This is a genomic window from Saccharibacillus qingshengii (assembly GCF_013185195.1).
In the GTDB taxonomy this organism is placed as follows: Bacteria; Bacillota; Bacilli; order Paenibacillales; family Paenibacillaceae; genus Saccharibacillus; species Saccharibacillus qingshengii.
Genome location: NZ_JAAZWC010000006.1, coordinates 24,409 through 41,211 on the forward strand (window position 1 = coordinate 24,409; position 16,803 = coordinate 41,211).

Annotated in this window: 17 protein-coding genes; 14 read left to right on the forward strand and 3 right to left on the reverse strand. The window is 55.8% G+C overall.

The features are described 5' to 3' along the window. Position 1: 1 nt before the first annotated feature. Genes HRQ60_RS07025 through mnhG form a run of 5 tightly spaced genes read left to right on the forward strand, consistent with a single transcriptional unit; the run spans position 2 to position 2,985 of the window. Positions 2 to 352, forward strand: a complete 351-nt coding sequence (locus HRQ60_RS07025) for a Na(+)/H(+) antiporter subunit C (protein WP_172194946.1) — start codon at positions 2 to 4, stop codon at positions 350 to 352. Continuing rightward, the gene (locus HRQ60_RS07030) at positions 349 to 1,836 is read left to right on the forward strand and encodes a Na+/H+ antiporter subunit D (RefSeq protein ID WP_172194947.1); all 1,488 of its coding nucleotides are present in this window, start codon (positions 349 to 351) and stop codon (positions 1,834 to 1,836) included. The genes HRQ60_RS07025 and HRQ60_RS07030 overlap by 4 nt, the downstream gene beginning before the upstream one ends. 6 nt (positions 1,837 to 1,842) lie before the next feature. Further along, a complete protein-coding gene (locus HRQ60_RS07035) occupies positions 1,843 to 2,322 on the forward strand; it encodes a Na+/H+ antiporter subunit E (RefSeq protein WP_172194948.1) in 480 nt (159 codons plus the stop codon). Further along, positions 2,319 to 2,603 carry a Na(+)/H(+) antiporter subunit F1 gene (locus HRQ60_RS07040; RefSeq protein WP_172194949.1) on the forward strand — a complete coding sequence of 95 codons (285 nt, stop codon included), beginning with the start codon at positions 2,319 to 2,321 and terminating at the stop codon, positions 2,601 to 2,603. The genes HRQ60_RS07035 and HRQ60_RS07040 overlap by 4 nt, the downstream gene beginning before the upstream one ends. Continuing rightward, positions 2,587 to 2,985 carry a monovalent cation/H(+) antiporter subunit G gene (gene mnhG / locus HRQ60_RS07045; RefSeq protein ID WP_172194950.1) on the forward strand — a complete coding sequence of 133 codons (399 nt, stop codon included), beginning with the start codon at positions 2,587 to 2,589 and terminating at the stop codon, positions 2,983 to 2,985. Before HRQ60_RS07040 ends, mnhG begins: the two co-directional genes overlap by 17 nt. A gap of 96 nt (positions 2,986 to 3,081) precedes the next feature. Here mnhG and HRQ60_RS07050 read toward each other — a convergent pair whose 3' ends face one another. Further along, complete coding sequence (locus HRQ60_RS07050) at positions 3,082 to 4,869, reverse strand: CPBP family intramembrane glutamic endopeptidase (RefSeq protein ID WP_172194951.1); 1,788 nt, start codon at positions 4,867 to 4,869, stop codon at positions 3,082 to 3,084. A gap of 198 nt (positions 4,870 to 5,067) precedes the next feature. Between HRQ60_RS07050 and HRQ60_RS07055 the strand changes: the two genes are divergently transcribed. From HRQ60_RS07055 to HRQ60_RS07085, 7 genes are all read left to right on the forward strand, one after another. Next, entirely contained in the window at positions 5,068 to 6,408 is a 1,341-nt protein-coding gene (locus HRQ60_RS07055) for a TrkH family potassium uptake protein (RefSeq protein ID WP_172194952.1), read from the forward strand. A gap of 15 nt (positions 6,409 to 6,423) precedes the next feature. After that, positions 6,424 to 7,095: a potassium channel family protein gene (locus tag HRQ60_RS07060; protein WP_172194953.1), complete on the forward strand. Its 672-nt coding sequence runs from the start codon at positions 6,424 to 6,426 to the stop codon at positions 7,093 to 7,095. Between the two features lie 496 nt (positions 7,096 to 7,591). Next, the gene (locus HRQ60_RS07065) at positions 7,592 to 8,260 is read left to right on the forward strand and encodes a succinate dehydrogenase cytochrome b558 subunit (protein WP_172194954.1); all 669 of its coding nucleotides are present in this window, start codon (positions 7,592 to 7,594) and stop codon (positions 8,258 to 8,260) included. 17 nt (positions 8,261 to 8,277) lie between these two features. Beyond that, positions 8,278 to 10,023, forward strand: a complete 1,746-nt coding sequence (gene sdhA / locus HRQ60_RS07070; RefSeq protein ID WP_172194955.1) for a succinate dehydrogenase flavoprotein subunit — start codon at positions 8,278 to 8,280, stop codon at positions 10,021 to 10,023. A gap of 343 nt (positions 10,024 to 10,366) precedes the next feature. After that, positions 10,367 to 11,155 (forward strand): succinate dehydrogenase iron-sulfur subunit, encoded by a 789-nt coding sequence (gene sdhB, locus HRQ60_RS07075; RefSeq protein ID WP_172194956.1) that lies wholly within the window; start codon positions 10,367 to 10,369, stop codon positions 11,153 to 11,155. A 110-nt stretch (positions 11,156 to 11,265) separates the two neighbouring features. After that, a complete protein-coding gene (locus HRQ60_RS07080; protein ID WP_172194957.1) occupies positions 11,266 to 12,063 on the forward strand; it encodes an AAC(3) family N-acetyltransferase in 798 nt (265 codons plus the stop codon). A gap of 27 nt (positions 12,064 to 12,090) precedes the next feature. Beyond that, positions 12,091 to 12,681 carry a GNAT family N-acetyltransferase gene (locus tag HRQ60_RS07085; RefSeq protein ID WP_172194958.1) on the forward strand — a complete coding sequence of 197 codons (591 nt, stop codon included), beginning with the start codon at positions 12,091 to 12,093 and terminating at the stop codon, positions 12,679 to 12,681. A gap of 291 nt (positions 12,682 to 12,972) precedes the next feature. Here HRQ60_RS07085 and HRQ60_RS07090 read toward each other — a convergent pair whose 3' ends face one another. Both HRQ60_RS07090 and HRQ60_RS07095 read right to left on the reverse strand, forming a co-directional pair. Further along, complete coding sequence (locus HRQ60_RS07090) at positions 12,973 to 13,782, reverse strand: histidinol-phosphatase (protein ID WP_172194959.1); 810 nt, start codon at positions 13,780 to 13,782, stop codon at positions 12,973 to 12,975. 38 nt (positions 13,783 to 13,820) lie between these two features. Next, positions 13,821 to 14,723: a LysR family transcriptional regulator gene (locus tag HRQ60_RS07095; RefSeq protein WP_172194960.1), complete on the reverse strand. Its 903-nt coding sequence runs from the start codon at positions 14,721 to 14,723 to the stop codon at positions 13,821 to 13,823. A 611-nt stretch (positions 14,724 to 15,334) separates the two neighbouring features. Between HRQ60_RS07095 and HRQ60_RS07100 the strand changes: the two genes are divergently transcribed. Both HRQ60_RS07100 and HRQ60_RS07105 read left to right on the forward strand, forming a co-directional pair. After that, a complete protein-coding gene (locus HRQ60_RS07100; protein ID WP_172194961.1) occupies positions 15,335 to 15,793 on the forward strand; it encodes a chemotaxis protein CheX in 459 nt (152 codons plus the stop codon). An 84-nt stretch (positions 15,794 to 15,877) separates the two neighbouring features. Next, positions 15,878 to 16,651 (forward strand): SDR family NAD(P)-dependent oxidoreductase, encoded by a 774-nt coding sequence (locus tag HRQ60_RS07105; RefSeq protein ID WP_172194962.1) that lies wholly within the window; start codon positions 15,878 to 15,880, stop codon positions 16,649 to 16,651. The last annotated feature ends 152 nt before the right edge of the window (positions 16,652 to 16,803 follow it).

Consider the following 16,803-nt stretch of genomic DNA (forward strand, 5'->3'; position numbering starts at 1 on the left):
CATGGAATGGATTATGGCTGTAGCCGTCGGTGTGCTGTTCATGATCGGCGTCTATCTGATTCTGTCCAAAAGTCTGCTGCGGATCATTCTCGGCACGTCGCTGCTGACGCACGGCGTCCATCTGCTGCTGCTGACCATGGCCGGTCTCAAACGCGGAGCGGCTCCCGTACTCGGCAGCGGTGGCGACGCTTATGCGGATCCCCTTCCGCAGGCGCTCATTCTGACTTCGATCGTCATCAGCTTCGGCGTGACCGCGCTGTATTTCGTGCTCGCTTACCGGGCATACCAGACCCGCGGCACGGATGAGATCGATGCGGCGGACGAAGTCAGCGGCAAGGAGGAAGAATCTTGAACAATTTGCTTGTGCTGCCTGTCCTTTTGCCTATGGCGATTGCCGTCTTATTGATGTTCTTCCGTACAAAAACACAGCTTCAACGGGTCATCGGCCTGCTCGGCGGGATTGCGAACGTCGGGATTGCCTCCATCATCGTGCTCCGGGTACGAGAGCACGGCATTCAGACGCTGCAGCTCGGCGGCTGGGCGCCGCCTTACGGCATTGTGTTCGTGGCCGACATGTTCGCGGCGCTGCTGGTGCTGGCGGCTTCGATTACGGGGCTTGCCGTGCTGATCTATTCGTTCTCGACGATCGGACAGAAAAGGGAAGAGCATTACTACTATACGTTCTTTCATTTTCTGCTTGTCGGGGTGTACGGTTCGTTCCTGACCGGCGATATCTTCAACCTGTTCGTTTTCTTCGAAGTCATGCTGATCTCGTCGTATGCGCTGATTACGCTTGGCGGTTCGAAAAAGCAGATGCGCGAAGCCCCCAAATACCTGCTGATCAACATTTTGTCTTCGACCTTGTTCGTGGCCGCCGTCGCTTATCTGTATGCGGCTGTCGGCACGCTGAATATGGCGCATCTGTCGCAGCGGATTGCGGAAGCCGGACAAGGCGGCGTACTGAATGTCATCGCCGTGTTGTTCCTGATCGTCTTCTCGCTCAAAGCCGGTTTGTTCCTGTTCTTCTGGCTGCCGGGTTCGTATGCGGCGCCTCCGTTCGCGGTGCGGGCGCTGTTCGGAGCCCTGCTGACCAAGGTGGGGCTGTATGCCATCGTACGCACCTTTACGCTGATCTTCCCGTACGATTCTTCGCTCACGCATACCTGGATCGCCGGAATGGCCGCGGCTACGATGATTCTGGGCGGGATCGGGGCGGCCGCTTACCGCGATATTCCGCGCATCTTGAACTACAACGTGCTGATCGGCGTAGGATTTGTGGCGTTCGGGTTGTCGACCGGCACGCGCGACGGGATGGAAGGCGTGGTCTTCTATATGCTGCACGATATCCTCTCGAAAGGACTTATGTTCGTCCTGGGAGGGATGTTGATTGCGGCGGCGGGCACGGATCGTCTGGACGGTATGGGCGGGTTGATCCGCCGTCGTCCGGGGCTGGGATGGATGTTCTTCATTTTGGCGCTTGCACTGACGGGCATTCCGCCGCTCAGCGGCTTTGCGGGCAAAGTGCTCATCGTCCGAGGCGGTCTCGAAGACGGTATGCTTACGCTGTCGCTGGTCGCTTTGGCTTCCAGTCTGCTGACGCTCTATTCGATCATCAAGATTTTCCGCGAAGCCTTCTGGGGAGTCGAGCCGCAAACAGAGCCCGAAGCGGAGATGTCAAAAGCCCGTCCGGGCCTGGCGAACGTATCGGCCGTTGTGCTGCTGCTGTTCGTGATTGGACTGGGCGTGGGAGCGAACGGCGTATACGGCCCCGTTTCGCAGGCCGGAGAAACGCTTGCCGACCCGTCGCTCTATATCGAAGCCGTATTGAAGGAGTAGATCGACATGCCTTTTCAAATTTTGCTGAATCTGATGATCGCCTTCTTGTGGATGATGCTGAACGGAAACTGGACGCTCCCGGGATTCGTCGTCGGATATACGCTTGGGATCGCCGTGCTGCTCGTGGTCCGCAAATTCCGTCCCGAGCCTTTTTATCTGGTCAGATTGTGGGCGGTGCTGAAGCTGCTGGGGATCTTCATGCGCGAGCTGCTGGTTTCAAGCTTCGTCGTCATGGGCCAGATTCTGCGTCCCAAGCTGAACCTGCAGCCCGGCGTTTTCGAATACCGCACGGAGCTCCGCTCTGATTGGGAAGTCACGATCCTGTCCTGCCTGATCTGCCTGACGCCCGGAACGCTGACCCTTGAAGTGTCCGGGGACAACCGGGTGCTGTATATTCATGCCCTGAACATTACAGATGCGGACGAGATGGCCGAGGGTATCCGTTCCACATTCGAAAAAGCGATTATGGAGGTGACCCGATCGTGATAACCGCTCTATTGACCGCTGCGCTGATCATTCTGGCGCTTGCGATACTCGGCTGTACCTATCGGCTGATCGCCGGCCCCAGCCGGTCGGACCGGATCGCTGCACTCGATACGATCGGCATCAATCTGCTGGCCATGATCGCCGTATTCTGCATGCTGCTCGACACGCGGGCCCTGATCGAAATCGTGCTGGTGATCGGCATTCTGACTTTTATCGGCACGACCGTGCTGGCGCGGTACATCGAGAGAGGGAGCGTGATCGAAGATGGCGACGATCGTTGAATGGATCTCCGTTCTGCTGGCGCTGGCCGGAGCCGTATTCTGCGCGATCAGCGCTTTTGGACTGATTCGTTTTCCGGATGTGTATATGCGCTCGCATGCGGCCACCAAAAGCGCGGCGCTGGGGGTTCTGTTTATTCTGGGCGGAGCCTTCCTGTATTTCTGGGCCGTGGACGGAGTGGTGGACGCGAGGCTGCTGCTGGCGATCGTGTTCGTGTTCCTGACCTCTCCGGTAGCCGGGCATCTGAACGGCCGATCCGCTTACCGTTCCGGCGTGAAGATGTGGAAAGGCAGTGTACGCGACGATTTCAAGGACGTGCTGGAGAAAGCGGGGACTCCTGCACCCGATGCCGCTTTTGAAAAAGAAAAGCCGAAGCTTCCTTGAATGTGTTCTGTGGATAATGCTCAATACAAACAGGCTTTGCCTAAGAAAAAAGGCAAAGCCTGTTTGTTTGCGTGGACGATTTCGGTCGGTTCCGGACTAGACGGAAGGGGGACGATCGTCTTTGGACAGCGACCAGCCCGGCGTGCGGCGGTCGATGCCGTTATCGGCCGGTACGGCCGGCTGCGGACGTTCCGCTTCCCGGTCTTGAAGACCGCCTCCGCCCGGCGAAGCGCCGCCTGCGGGACTCGGTTTGTCTTTGCGGTAGATCATGTAGATGACAAAAGCGACGATCGCCGGCATCACGATCGAGACGATGCCTACGATCACATAATTGAGGGTGCCCATGAAGATCAGGCTGAGTCCCATCAGAATGCTGTCGAACACCACGTGCGCGAACATGGCCGTGATATAGCCGTAGCGCAGGAAGATGAAGCTGAACAGCAGGCCGAGGAACAGCAGCTCGATCGGCCGCGTGATCACGGGATAGATCGGATACAGCGTATGGCCGAGCGCCCAGATCAGCGAAGTGATGATACTGGCCAGCACGGTGCTGCGCACCACTTTTTTGACCATGGGAATCCCGAACAGCCGGTAGATCGCTTCTTCGGAAATGCCGGCCATCCAGGCCAGGATCGGAAACAGCCACGGGTACATCATGTTATACGTGGACTGGGAATCGTCGGTCGTCGAGAAGACGCCGAGCGTACGCTCCAGTACGAAGAAGAGAACGGCCTGCACCGCAAGCAGGATAAGCGCCCACAGATAGCCGGTTTTGACCGATTCCCAGACGTGGCGCCCGTAGGCGGGTTCTCCTCGGCGCACCCACATATTGCGTCCCTGGCTGCGCCACATGGCGTCTCCCGCGACAAATGAGAAGTACAGCGAAGCCGCCATGAAGAGGCCGAACAGGACCTGGATCACCAGCGATACGATGAAGAGCAGATCGGAGTAGCTGGTGCCTTCGAAGTAAGGACGCGAGTTGAAGACGGCGAACACCGATACGGCATAATAGAACAGGGAAAGGAAAATGCCGCGCGTGAACGAAGCATACTTTTTGAGCACAAAAGCATAGATGATCGCCAATACGCCCAGAACGAACGTCAGCAGCATGTAGCCTGCGTACGTCATGATTTGCGCCCAGTCCGTCTGCTGCTTGATGTAGGCGGTATATTCGGCCGGTACGCCGAAGTTCGAACGGACCGAAGCGACCTGGTCGCCTTCGAAAGTGACGTTGACGTTCAACGCGCTGTCCCCGATCTTCACCGAAGGGGACGTATAGAACAAGCCGGGATCGCCGTCGAGGGTAACCCGTTTCAGTTCGGCCGGATCCAGACCGAGCTTCCTTATCATCGGCAGGGCGATGCGCTCTTTGTCTTTGGGCAGCAGGGACAAATCTTCGATCGGCGACGGCATCACATTCGCTTCCGTCAGCTCCCGGGCATAGGCAGCCGGAAGATCGTTGAAGGCGAGTACCCGTCCGGGATCTCCGCCTACGTCCACCGTCAGAATCCGTTCGATGCCCTGTTCCTCGTAATCGTAAGTCACGCGGAACATTTCGTACGGATACTTATCGAGATAGGTCTCGTCGTACTCGCTGATGAGACTTTCGCGCGACAGATAGCCGTACAGCTCGGATTCGCTTCGATAACTGACGGACGGATCGGCGAGGGAAGCGGAAATGCCGAGTTCGGAAGCTGCGAAATCCGATGCAAGCCGCTGCGCTTCCTGCTGGCTGACCAGCGAGTACGGCTCCTGCTGCTGCGTCATATCGCTCTGGAACAGGGATGTAAAGTTGAACAGAACATAGATGACCAGGCCGATCGCCGCGGCCAAACCGAGCTTCTTGTAATTGACATTCAAAATGCGCTGCTGCGGGTCTGTCATTTTCTTCCTCCTTGCCGAATTTCGTATCCCGTGCGGATACCTTTATCTAAAATACCATATTCCGAGAAGGGGATACCACAAAACGGCGTTTCGGATCCGCTTCCGCCGAAGTCGCTGTTGTAGGAAACGTACGGGTGCGGATATAATAGGACGACTGCTTGCACTTTGATCTTGTACGGAAAGGGGAGACGCGAACAAATGGCGATAGCGGTTCCCAAATTGAGATTTGCTCCGCCGCAAATTCTGGCGATGGGCTATGCGGTAATGGTGCTGATCGGCACGATTCTGCTGATGCTGCCGATCTCGAACCAAACCGGCAAACATCTGCCGTTGATCGACGCTTTTTTTACGGCCACATCGGCTGTCTGCGTGACGGGGCTGGTCGTGGTGGATACAGGGACTTTTTTTAATGCGTTTGGCCAGATGGTCATCTTGGTGCTGATTCAGGTCGGCGGCCTCGGATTTATGACGATGGCGACGCTGTTCGCGCTCGTCTTCCAGCGCCGGATTTCGCTGCGCGACCGGCTGCTGCTTCAGGAAGCGCTGAACCAGGGCACCGTGGAAGGGATCGTCCGCCTGATCCGGCGCGTGATTTATTATTCGCTGGCGATCGAAGCGGTAGGAGCGCTGGCGTTTACGCTGCGTCTATCCTTTGATATGCCTTTCGGCAGAGCGCTGTACTTCGGCATCTTCCATGCGGTTTCTTTTTTTAACAATGCGGGTTTTGATATTTTCGGCGATTTTCGCAGTCTGACCGGTTATGCCGAAGATCCGGTTATGAATCTGACCGCGATCGCGTTGATCGTATTGGGCGGCCTTGGTTTTATCGTGCTGTCCGATCTGGCGGATTTCCGCAGCCACAAGAAATTGTCCATGCATTCCAAAGTCGTCCTTTCGACTACCGGCGCTCTTATTCTGCTCGGCTTTGCCGTTATTCTGGCTTTTGAATGGGGCAATACGGGCACGCTTGGCCAATACGGCTGGGGAGGGAAGTTCTGGGGAGCTCTCATGCAGTCGGTAAGTCCGCGTACGGCAGGAGTCAATTCGGTCGATCTGACCGCTCTCCACCAGGCGACCCAGTTTCTGCTGCTCATCTTGATGTTTATCGGGGCTTCGCCGGGATCCACGGGCGGCGGGATCAAAACGACGACGTTCGCGGTCACGATCGGTGCCATGATCGCCATGATGCGGGGCCGCGAAGATGTCGTCTTTTTCCGGCAAAGACTGGCGCGCGAACGTATTCTCAAGGCGCTGACGATCATTCTGCTTTCTCTGGCGCTTGTGATCAGCGTCGCGATGCTGCTGTCGGCTACCGAAGGACGCGACTTCATGCTCATCTTGTTCGAGACGACGTCCGCTTTCGGAACTGTCGGCCTGTCGCTTGGTCTTACCCCGGACTTGTCGACATTCGGCAAGGTCATGATCGCGCTGACCATGTTTGCGGGCCGGGTCGGTCTGCTGACGCTGGTGTATGCGCTCAAGCCCAAGAAGAATTCCGAGAAGTACCGCTATCCGGAAGGCAAAATCATTATCGGTTAAGGAGGTGTGTCCGTATTGGGTACACAGCAGTTTGTAGTCATCGGACTGGGGCGCTTCGGCATGAGCCTCGGCATAGAATTGATCGAACTCGGTTATGAGGTTATGGGCGTCGACAGAAACGAAGAAGTCGTCCAAGAAGTCGGCGACCGGTTTACGTATGCGGCTGTCGCCGACGCGACGGACGAGGAGATGCTGCGCTCGCTCGGTATCCGGAATTTCGACTGCGGAATCGTGGCGATCGGGGAAAATATGCAGACCAGCATTTTGGCGGCGATCCTGCTCAAAGAGCTTGGCGTCAAAAAGGTCGTGGCCAAAGCGATCACCGTCCTGCACGGCCGGGCGCTGGAGAAAATCGGCGTCGACCAGGTCATTTTTCCGGAGCGGGATATGGGAATCCGTGTGGCGCACCAGCTCGTGACGCCAAACCTGCTCGATTATATCAAATTGTCGGACGACTATTCGATCGTGGAGATGCGCGTGCCGACCTGTCTGAACGAGAGGACGGTTGCGGACCTGAATTCGCGGACCCGCTTCGGCTGCAGCATTGTGGCGCTGCGTACCGACGCGGGAGTCACGATCGCACCTACGGCGCTCGACCAGATGCGCGAAGGCGATATCATGGTCATTGCGGGTCCGAACGACCGGATCGAACAGTTTGAACGCGAAGTGGTCAATATCGAAGAATGACGGCTGCCGGTTCGTGAAATGGGGGCCCAAGAAAGAAGAAAATGCGGAAAAAGCCGGCAGGAATCCGGCGGATTTCCGCATTTTTTCTGTGCCGAACCATGGAAACGCTTACTTGCTTGCCGGGCCAAAAAAGCCGCAGCGGTGCGCCCTGGAGACCGATTCAAGGCCTTCAGGACCGTTTAAGTCGTTGTTGAATCGTTAACCTTTATGTACGCTTACATATACTATGCAGGAATTTTTTGTTTTCAAAAAGTCGCCATATTGGTTCCATTCTACGAAAATTTGGGGTAACATAAAAAGGGAAGCCGCTTTGTTCACAAAACCCTAATAGGTTTGAAATTCCGGTCGTTCGTTTGCTTCGGCAGGCGGGTCGGCAGGGCGGCATTTTCCCGCGAGGGATTTATGAAAACGTTCTAAAATGGCATTTTGCAGCGCGCAGGAACTTGCTTCCGGGCAGCGGCGGAGTGCCGAACGATGAAAGGGGACGGTTGGGCAGATGAAAGGTTACTACGCCAGAAAGGTGCACTCGTTATTGGGGGTAATTCCGCTCAGTTTGTTCCTGATCGAGCACGCAATTACCAATTATGCGGCTTTCGACGGCGGGCAGGAAGGCTTCCGCAAGGCGGTGCACACACTCAACGATCTACCATTAGTTTTTTTCCTTGAACTGTTCGCAATCTGGCTTCCGCTGCTCTTCCACGGCGTATACGGACTTTATATTGCGTATCAGGCCCAGCCTAACCTGGGGCACTTCAAGACCGAGCGCAACTGGCGCTTTGTCCTGCAGCGTGTAAGCGGCGTGATCGCTTTCGTGTTCATCGTGTGGCACGTGTACTCGACCCGTTTCCAGATTACGTTGGGTAATACCACTCACGACGAACTCGGCGGCTTTATGCATAACATTGTTACGCAGCCGGGATTCTTCGTCTTCTTCCTGGTCGGCGTCATCGCCACGACTTTCCACTTTGCCAACGGCGTATGGGCGTTCCTCGTCAGCTGGGGCATTACGGTGGGACCGCGCGCACAGCGTATTTCTTCCTACGCCTGCCTGGGTCTGTTCGTGATTGTAACGGCCCTGTTCATGCTGTCGCTGTTCGCTTTCCGCGGAGAAGAATTTGCAAATACGGCCAGCGTGATGACCACGTTGAAAACAATGATCGGCTAAGGGGGACTTAATCAGACATGGCAAAATCCGGACTTATTATCGTCGGCGGAGGGCTTGCGGGTCTCATGGCAACCGTCAAAGCGGCCGAAGCCGGCGTTCCCGTAGAATTATTCTCCGTCGTTCCCGTCAAGCGCTCGCACTCCGTGTGCGCGCAGGGCGGTATCAACGGAGCGGTTAATACAAAAGGCGAGGGCGACTCGCCCTGGCTGCATTTTGACGACACGGTCTACGGCGGAGACTTTCTCGCCAACCAGCCTCCGGTCAAAGCGATGTGCGACGCCGCTCCCGGCATCATTCACCTGATGGACCGGATGGGCGTTATGTTCAACCGCACCCCGGAAGGCCTGCTCGATTTCCGCCGTTTCGGCGGTACGAAGTTTCACCGTACGGCGTTCGCCGGCGCGACGACCGGCCAGCAGCTGCTGTACGCCCTCGACGAGCAGGTACGCCGCTACGAAGCCGCGGGTCTCGTAACCAAGTACGAGAACTGGGAATTCCTCGGTGCGGTGCTGGACGACGAAGGCGTCTGCCGCGGCGTGAGTTCGCAGAACCTGCGCACGATGGAAATCCAGACGTTCGTCGCCGACGCCGTCATTCTGGCGACCGGCGGACCCGGCATCATCTTCGGCAAGACGACGAATTCGGTCATCAATACCGGTACCGCGGCCAGCGCCGTGTATCAGCAGGGCGTTCACTATGCGAACGGCGAATTCATCCAGATTCACCCTACGGCGATCCCGGGCGACGACAAGCTGCGGCTGATGTCGGAATCCGCGCGCGGCGAAGGCGGACGGATCTGGACCTACAAGGACGGCAAGCCGTGGTACTTCCTCGAAGAGAAGTATCCGTCTTACGGCAACCTCGTTCCGCGTGACATCGCGACGCGCGAGATCTTCAATGTCTGCGTAGACCAGAAGCTCGGTATCAACGGCGAGAACATGGTCTATCTGGATCTGTCGCACAAAGACCCGAAAGAACTCGACGTCAAACTCGGCGGCATTATCGAGATCTACGAGAAGTTCATGGGCGACGACCCGCGCAAGATTCCAATGAAAATCTTCCCGGCCGTGCACTATTCGATGGGCGGCATGTGGGTCGACTATAACCAGATGACGAATATTCCGGGGCTGTTCGCCGCCGGCGAATGCGAGTATCAATACCACGGTGCGAACCGTCTCGGCGCGAACTCGCTCGTCTCCGCGATCTACGGCGGCATGGTAGCCGGTCCGAAAGCGGTCGAGTATATCAAAGGTCTCAAAAAATCGGCGGCCGATCTGTCGAGCTCGCTGTTCGACGCAAGCACCGCCAAGCACCAGGACAATTACAACCGACTGCTCGGCATGGACGGCGGTACGGAGAACTCGTACGTGCTGCACCGCGAACTGGGCGAGTGGATGACCGACAATATGACGGTCGTACGCTATAACGACAAGTTGGAGCAGACGATCAACAAGATCAAGGAATTGAAGCAGCGCTACAGCAAGATCAACATGATGGATACGGCCAAATGGAACAATTCCAGTGTCGCGTTCACCCGTCAGCTCTGGAACATGCTGGAGCTGTCCGAAGCGATGACCAAAGGCGCGCTCCTGCGCAACGAAAGCCGCGGAGCCCACTACAAACCGGACTTCCCGACGCGTAACGACGAGGAATTCCTGAAGACGACCAAAGCAGCCTGGACGCCGGAAGGTCCAAGCATTTCCTACGAGGAAGTCGATGTATCCCTGATTCCTCCGCGCGTCCGCGACTATTCCAAAGATTAATGTATAATCGCGTTTCGAAGAAACGCGCAGACTCAGCGAAGTTTCGCAGAAACTTGCCTAATCGCGTTTCGAAGAAACGCGCAGTATAGTTGAGAAATTCTGATCCGTAGTGAAGCAAAGAAGCGAAGGGAGAAATTCAGTGTAGGAACGATAGTGTTCGCCTTTGAAATTGAGAAAATCCCACAGAAATTCAATCTCTTTTCTCAATTTCAACACGCGACCGGAATGAATTTCTCCCGCAGCCTTTAAGCTTACAGAACGGATAGGACTTTCTCGACAGGCTGCACATTTCGAAGAAACGCGCAGCCTTGTCCATATCAAGTGAATGGGGGAGAAAACGACCATGGCGGAAACCACAACCGTGCCGCAAACATCTCAGAACACAGCCAGAAGAGTCAAATTTGTGATCACCCGTCAGGACACGCCGGAAACCAAGCCCTACACCGAAGAGTTCGATCTTCCTTACCGCCCGGGCATGAACGTTATCAGCGCCCTGATGGAAATCCAGCGGAACCCCGTCAACGCAACCGGCGGCTCTACCGCTCCCGTCTGCTGGGAGTCGAACTGTCTGGAAGAAGTCTGCGGAGCTTGTTCGATGGTAATCAACGGCAAGCCCCGTCAAGCCTGCTCGGCGCTCGTGGATCAGCTGGAACAGCCGATTCGCGTCGCTCCGATGGCGACTTTCCCGGTTGTACGCGATCTGGTCATCGACCGCAGCCGGATGTTCAACGCGCTGAAGAAAGTCAAAGCCTGGATTCCGATCGACGGAACCTACGATTTGGGTCCCGGACCGCGGATGCCGGAGAAAAAACGTCAATGGGCTTATGAATTGTCCAAGTGCATGACGTGCGGCGTTTGTCTGGAAGCCTGCCCGAACGTTAACGACAAGACGGACTTCATCGGTCCGGCCGCGCTGTCGCAGGTTCGCCTGTTCAATGCGCATCCGACCGGCGAGATGAATGCCGACGACCGTCTCGATATGCTGATGGAAGGCAGTGACGGCATCGAAGGATGCGGCAACTCCCAGAACTGCGTACGCGCTTGTCCGAAAGGGATTCCGCTGACCACTTCGATCGCCGAGCTGAACAAGCAAACGACGAAGAGAATGTTCAAACGCTGGTTTGCGCAGTAAGAAGCGCCCGGCAGACTTCTTCGACCGGGAATATAGATCCGAGAAGCCCGCTGCCGGGCTCCTCGGATTTTTGGCGTAACGAATGAAATGAAGGATGGAGTCTGATTGCCATGATTGTCGAAAAACCGTATACCCGAACATCGATTGCCGACGAAGCCCGTGCCCTGGGCGTTGAACCGGGATCGGTCCTGTTCGTACATTCGTCTCTCAAAGCGATCGGAGGATGGATTGCGGGAGGAGCCGAAGCTGTGATCCTGGGGCTGGAAGATGCGCTGGGCGACGAAGGCACGCTTGTGATGCCGACACAGTCGTCGGATCTGACCGATCCCGCGATCTGGATGAGCCCGCCGCTTGATCCGCTCTGGTGGGATCTGGTACGCCGGGAAATGCCTCTGTACGATCCGGATCTGACGGTTACCCGGGGAATGGGTGCGGTGCCGGAAACGTTCCGCAAACAGCGCGGTACGCGGCGCAGTCCGCATCCCCATCTGTCTTTTGCGGCGAGGGGCCCCCAGGCTTCTTACATTACGGAGCATCATCCGCTGGAATACGGGCTGGGCGAACATTCGCCGCTCGGCCGTCTGTATGAGTTGGATGCCTGGGTGCTGATGCTCGGTACCGGCTATGGAACGAATACGTCGTTTCATTTGGGCGAATACCGGGCGGCGTACCGCGGCAAAAAGGAACTGCGGCCAACGGCCAAAGTGCCCGGTGCAAACGGGCCCGAATGGGTGTCGTTTGCCGATATTAATTTCGATTCGGACGATTTCGAGCGAATGGGCGCCGATTTTGATACGGAGCGGGCTTCCAAGATTCGGCGCGGCCGAATCGGCCGCGCGGAATGCAGGCTTGTCCGGCAGTCCGTGATGGTCGATTACGCCGTAAGATGGCTGGAATTGTATCGCTGAGCGAAGAACGAGGGGAGAACAAAGGACATGGCGGACAAAGAACGAATTGCGGACAGCCTGCCCGAGTGGCTGCCGATCCGCACCGAACGGCTGGAGCTGCGTATTCTGACGCATGAGGATATCCGGAATTGGAGCCGAAGCGCTGACGATGCCGAAGTGAACCGTTATCTAGCTTCGGCGGGACGCACTTTCGGTATAGGCAATCCGGATCGCGTCTACCGGCAGATCGAAGAATCGTACCGGAGTTTAAGCGCTCTGCATCTAGGGGTCTTTTTGCACGGCGGAGACCAAATTATCGGCTTGTGTTCGTTCCAGCGCTGGGATGCGCGGGGCGGCAAAGCCGAGCTTGGGTTCGCGCTGTCGCACGAGTATTGGGGCAAAGGTTACGCGACGGAAGCAGCCGATGCCTTGGCGGCTTTTGGCTTTCGGTATTTGGAGCTGGAACGGATTCAGGCCCGCTGCTTCGTCAAGAACGCCGCTTCGCTTCGCGTTCTGGAGAAGATCGGCATGGAGCGCCAGCATCGGCCGGAGTTCGGTTTCGGAGTAAAGCGGCGTGACGACGAGTTGGGTGTTGTGGTCTTTACCCTGACCCGCGAGAAGCTGGAAGCCCAGGCCTGAAGCGGAGAATTTCTTTATTTCGCGGCAGATGGGCTTTGTTACACAATTGAAATATAAGCGAAATTGTTTTCTAACATGGATAGGGTATAAATAAGATATGACCCCCTTTTGAAATAGAAGTGATTAGACCCGGACGGAAGTCCGGGTCCCTTTTTTTGTTTAAGGGACGTTTAGGGGACGGTGGATAAGCTCTTCCGCTCAAACAAACAGACTTCGGGATTTTTCCCGAAGTCTGTTTGTTTGAGTCGTACACATTGTGCGCGGCACAGTTGGTCGCCGGGCAGCCCTGCCTTACAGGGGAACCGCTACCGGCTTGCGCTGTTTGACGTAGATCCATTCCTTGAATCCGATCTCCCGCAGCTTCGCGGCGACAGCCTCGAAGTCTTCGCCGACCCGCGAAGGTTTGTGGGCATCGGAACCGAAAGAAATCGAGACCCCGTAGTGCAGGGCCCGCTCGAGAATGGCGTCCGACGGATACCAGCCTCCGCAGTGCTTGGTGCCGCCGGAGGTGTTGACTTCGATCGCAAGACCGAGCTCTCCGATCGTCTTGAGCGCCGACTCTACGGCTTCTTGGGCCGGAATATCGGCGAAAGCCGGATAATAGCCTTTCATGGCATCGATATGGCCGAGAATCTGGAACATGCCGCTGCGTGCGGAAGCTTCGATCAGGCGGTAATATTCTTTTTTGGCTTCGATCGCAAGTTCTGCCGGAACGTCCTGCCAGCGGTTGCGGTCAAAGATACTTTTGCCGCCGCTGATATGCACGGAACCGATGACGTAATCGAACGGATAACGCTCGATCGCTTCGCGGTAAACGCGTTCGTGATCGATAAAATAATCCGCTTCGATGCCCAGCAGCACATCGATCCGGCCTTCGTATTCTTTTTTGAGATCCAGCACTTCTTCCACGTAAGCGCCGAGTTCGAGTCTCGACATGGCGACCGTCGGAACCGGATGGTCCAGCGGGCTGAATAAATGCGGCATATGATCGGAGATTCCGATCACGGACAGACCTTCTCGGATCGCGGCTTCGATATAATCCCGAATATCGCCGTCCGCATGTCCGCAGCGATAGTGATGGGTATGCAGGTCGAACTTCATGGACGGATGCTCCTTTGCTTCATTCAGATAGGCAGCTTTTATTCGGACCCGATGAACTGCGTTTCGGGCATTCCTTTGAGATCGGCCAGGAATTGGCGTATGGCGGAGTTCAGATATTTGCCCGACCGGTAGATGACGCCCACCGGGTGGCTGACTTCGAACTCGTTCAGCGGCAGCATGATCAGCGAGCCCTGACGCACTTCCCGCGCAATCGACAGTTTCGAGATGACGGCCGCGCCCAGATCGAGCTCTACCATCCGTTTGACTTCTTCGCTGCTGGAGAGTTCCATCGCGACGCGGGGAACAATCCCGTGCTGCTTGAACACCTGTTCGACGAAACGTCGCCCCACCGTATCCGGAGACAGCATCACAAGCGGAACGTCTTTTAAATCTTCGATCGAAATCTTGGACTTGTGCGCCAGTTCGTTCTTGGGCGAGACCACCAATTCGAACGTATCGTAATAGAGGACGGAGGTTTCCAGATCGGGATTGCGTTCGATCAGATAACCGATGCCGATATCGACCGAGCCGTTTTCGACCAGACTGTAGATCTGCGAAGAAGGCATCGATTGGATACTGGTCTGGATCAGCGGGAACTGGTTTTGAAAATAGGACAAAACGCGCGGCAGAATCTGCATGGCGATCGAAGTGGTCGTGCCCAGCATAATATGACCCTGGGGCGTTTCTTCGAGATCGGTCATTTTCTGCTTCAGCTCCTCCACGACGGAAAGCACGCGCTCCGCATGTTCGAGGAATACCAGACCCCGATCGGTCAGCGTCACCGGCTGGCTGCGATCGACGAGAACGGTCTTGAATTCGTCTTCCAGGCTTTTGATCTGTGCGGAAACGGCAGGCTGCGTCAGATTGAGCAGTTCCCCGGCTTTGCGGAAACTCATCGTTTTCGAGATGGTTACGAGCGTCTCCAGCTGACTCATATTCATGAAACTTCTCCTCCCACCGCGTACTTGATTCTTTAAATTATAGGGGAAGAACAAAAGTAAAAGCAATGAATAAGCCGAGCCTTCTCCGCAAAAGAATCAAGAGCTCCGAGTTTACGAAATGTCCAACCGGGACAAACCGTTCGGGATGATCGAATAAAAGAAGCGGATAGGTGCGTTCAGCGTTAAAACAGACAAAAAAACCCGACTTTCAAGCCGAAGCAAGCGCCATAGGAGTGAAAAAAGGCGGGAAGACCCTGTCTTTAGTCACAAAATTTTGAAAAATGAATCTTCGGCTATAAAATAAAGATCCCTTTCTGGCGATAAAAGAATAAGCCGAATACGTACAGAAGTTCATCAAGTTCGACGCCGGACGCCCGGAAGAGCACCATCTGCCTTCTTGTGCGTCTTTTACGTGTCAGATCTATGTCGAAAAACGTCGATAAGTAGCAGAAAAGCGAACAAAATAAACACTCAAAATAAGATGCTTTATTTTTCTCTCTCGCGTATAATTGGGATATTCAAGACTAGGACTTAAGGCATTGGATGCTAAAGTTCCAAATCTCAAACGACGTGATTCCGAAAACCTAGGCAGCAGGGGGCGAATGGATAGAATGAAAGCAGAAATAATCAACCCTTTTTTGGAATCGGCGAAGCTGGTCCTTCATCAGCTTATCCAGATTTCTCCGTCGACAGGCACACTTGCCGTCAAGAGCGTAAAGCCGGTCGCCGACCATATCTGGATTCAGATCGGAATGACCGGACAATTGAGCGGCAACATCATCTTCGGTCTGCATGAACAGGTCGCGATGCGGATCGTATCGGCGATGATGGGCGGATTTACCATTACCGAGATGGACGACATGAGCCGCAGCGCAATCTCGGAACTTGGCAACATGATCAGCGGCAATGCCGGAATTCTGCTTTCCAACCAGGGAGTGACCGTCGACATTACGCCTCCGAGCGTGGTACACGGGCAGGACTTCACCGGAATCATGCCGGACAAGGCTCTGACGATTCCGCTGTTGATGGATGGAATCGGCGAACTGGATATTCAAGTTCTGATTTCGTAAACTGAAAAGGCGAACTTACCGCGTTGACCGGGATTCGATCTCTTCAACGCCCCTATCCGGAATTCTGAAGGAGCATTCGCCTATATGCTGACCAACAAAATCGTATGGATTACAGGCGCTTCGAGCGGAATCGGAGCGCTTGCTGCGCGTCTGGCTTCGGAACGCGGAGCGATCCCGATCTTGTCCGCCCGTTCCGAAGACAAACTGAAGCGCGCCGCGGAAGCTGTACCCGGTCCGCACGGCATTCGCGTACTTGACGTGAGCCGCGCGGACTCGGTGCAGGAAACGGCGCGCTCGATCATGGAAGAGTACGGCCGAATCGATATCCTCGTCAACAATGCCGGCTACGGATTCTTCGAGACGGCGGAAGAGATGGACATGGCCGACTATGAAGGCATCATGGATGTGAATTATTTTGGCGTCGTGCGCTGCACGAAAGCGGTGCTGCCGCATATGCGAAGCGCCGGCGGCGGCCAGATCATGACGGTCGCTTCGATGGCCGGCAAATTCGCCACGGCGAAATCGGCCGGCTATGCGGCTTCCAAGCATGCCGCCGTGGGCTTCATGAACTCGCTGCGCCAGGAGCTGCGCGGGAGCGGGATTGCGGTCTCGACCGTCAATCCGGGGCCGATCGATACGCCGTTTTTCGAGACGGCCGATCCGGGCGGCAGTTACGTCAAAAGCGTAAGCCGCTTTATCCTGCCGCCGGAAAAAGTCGCGCGCGAGATGGTGCGAATGATGGAGACGCGCAAAGACGAGATCGATCTTCCGCGTTATTTGGGCCTCGCTGTCCGGCTGTACGGACTGATGCCGCGAACGGCGGACAAACTGGCGGGACGTTTTCTGAACCTCAAGTAGAAGGCGGACGGACGGTCGACACGCAGAGCGCTGCGGAATTCTTTTTCCCGATTGGAGGAGAAGGTTTTCGCGGGGCTTTTTTTGCGTTACATTACAAGAAAAGAAAGAAGAAGCGAACAAAGCGGTTTCCGGCGGAAGCCGCGGAGAAGAGG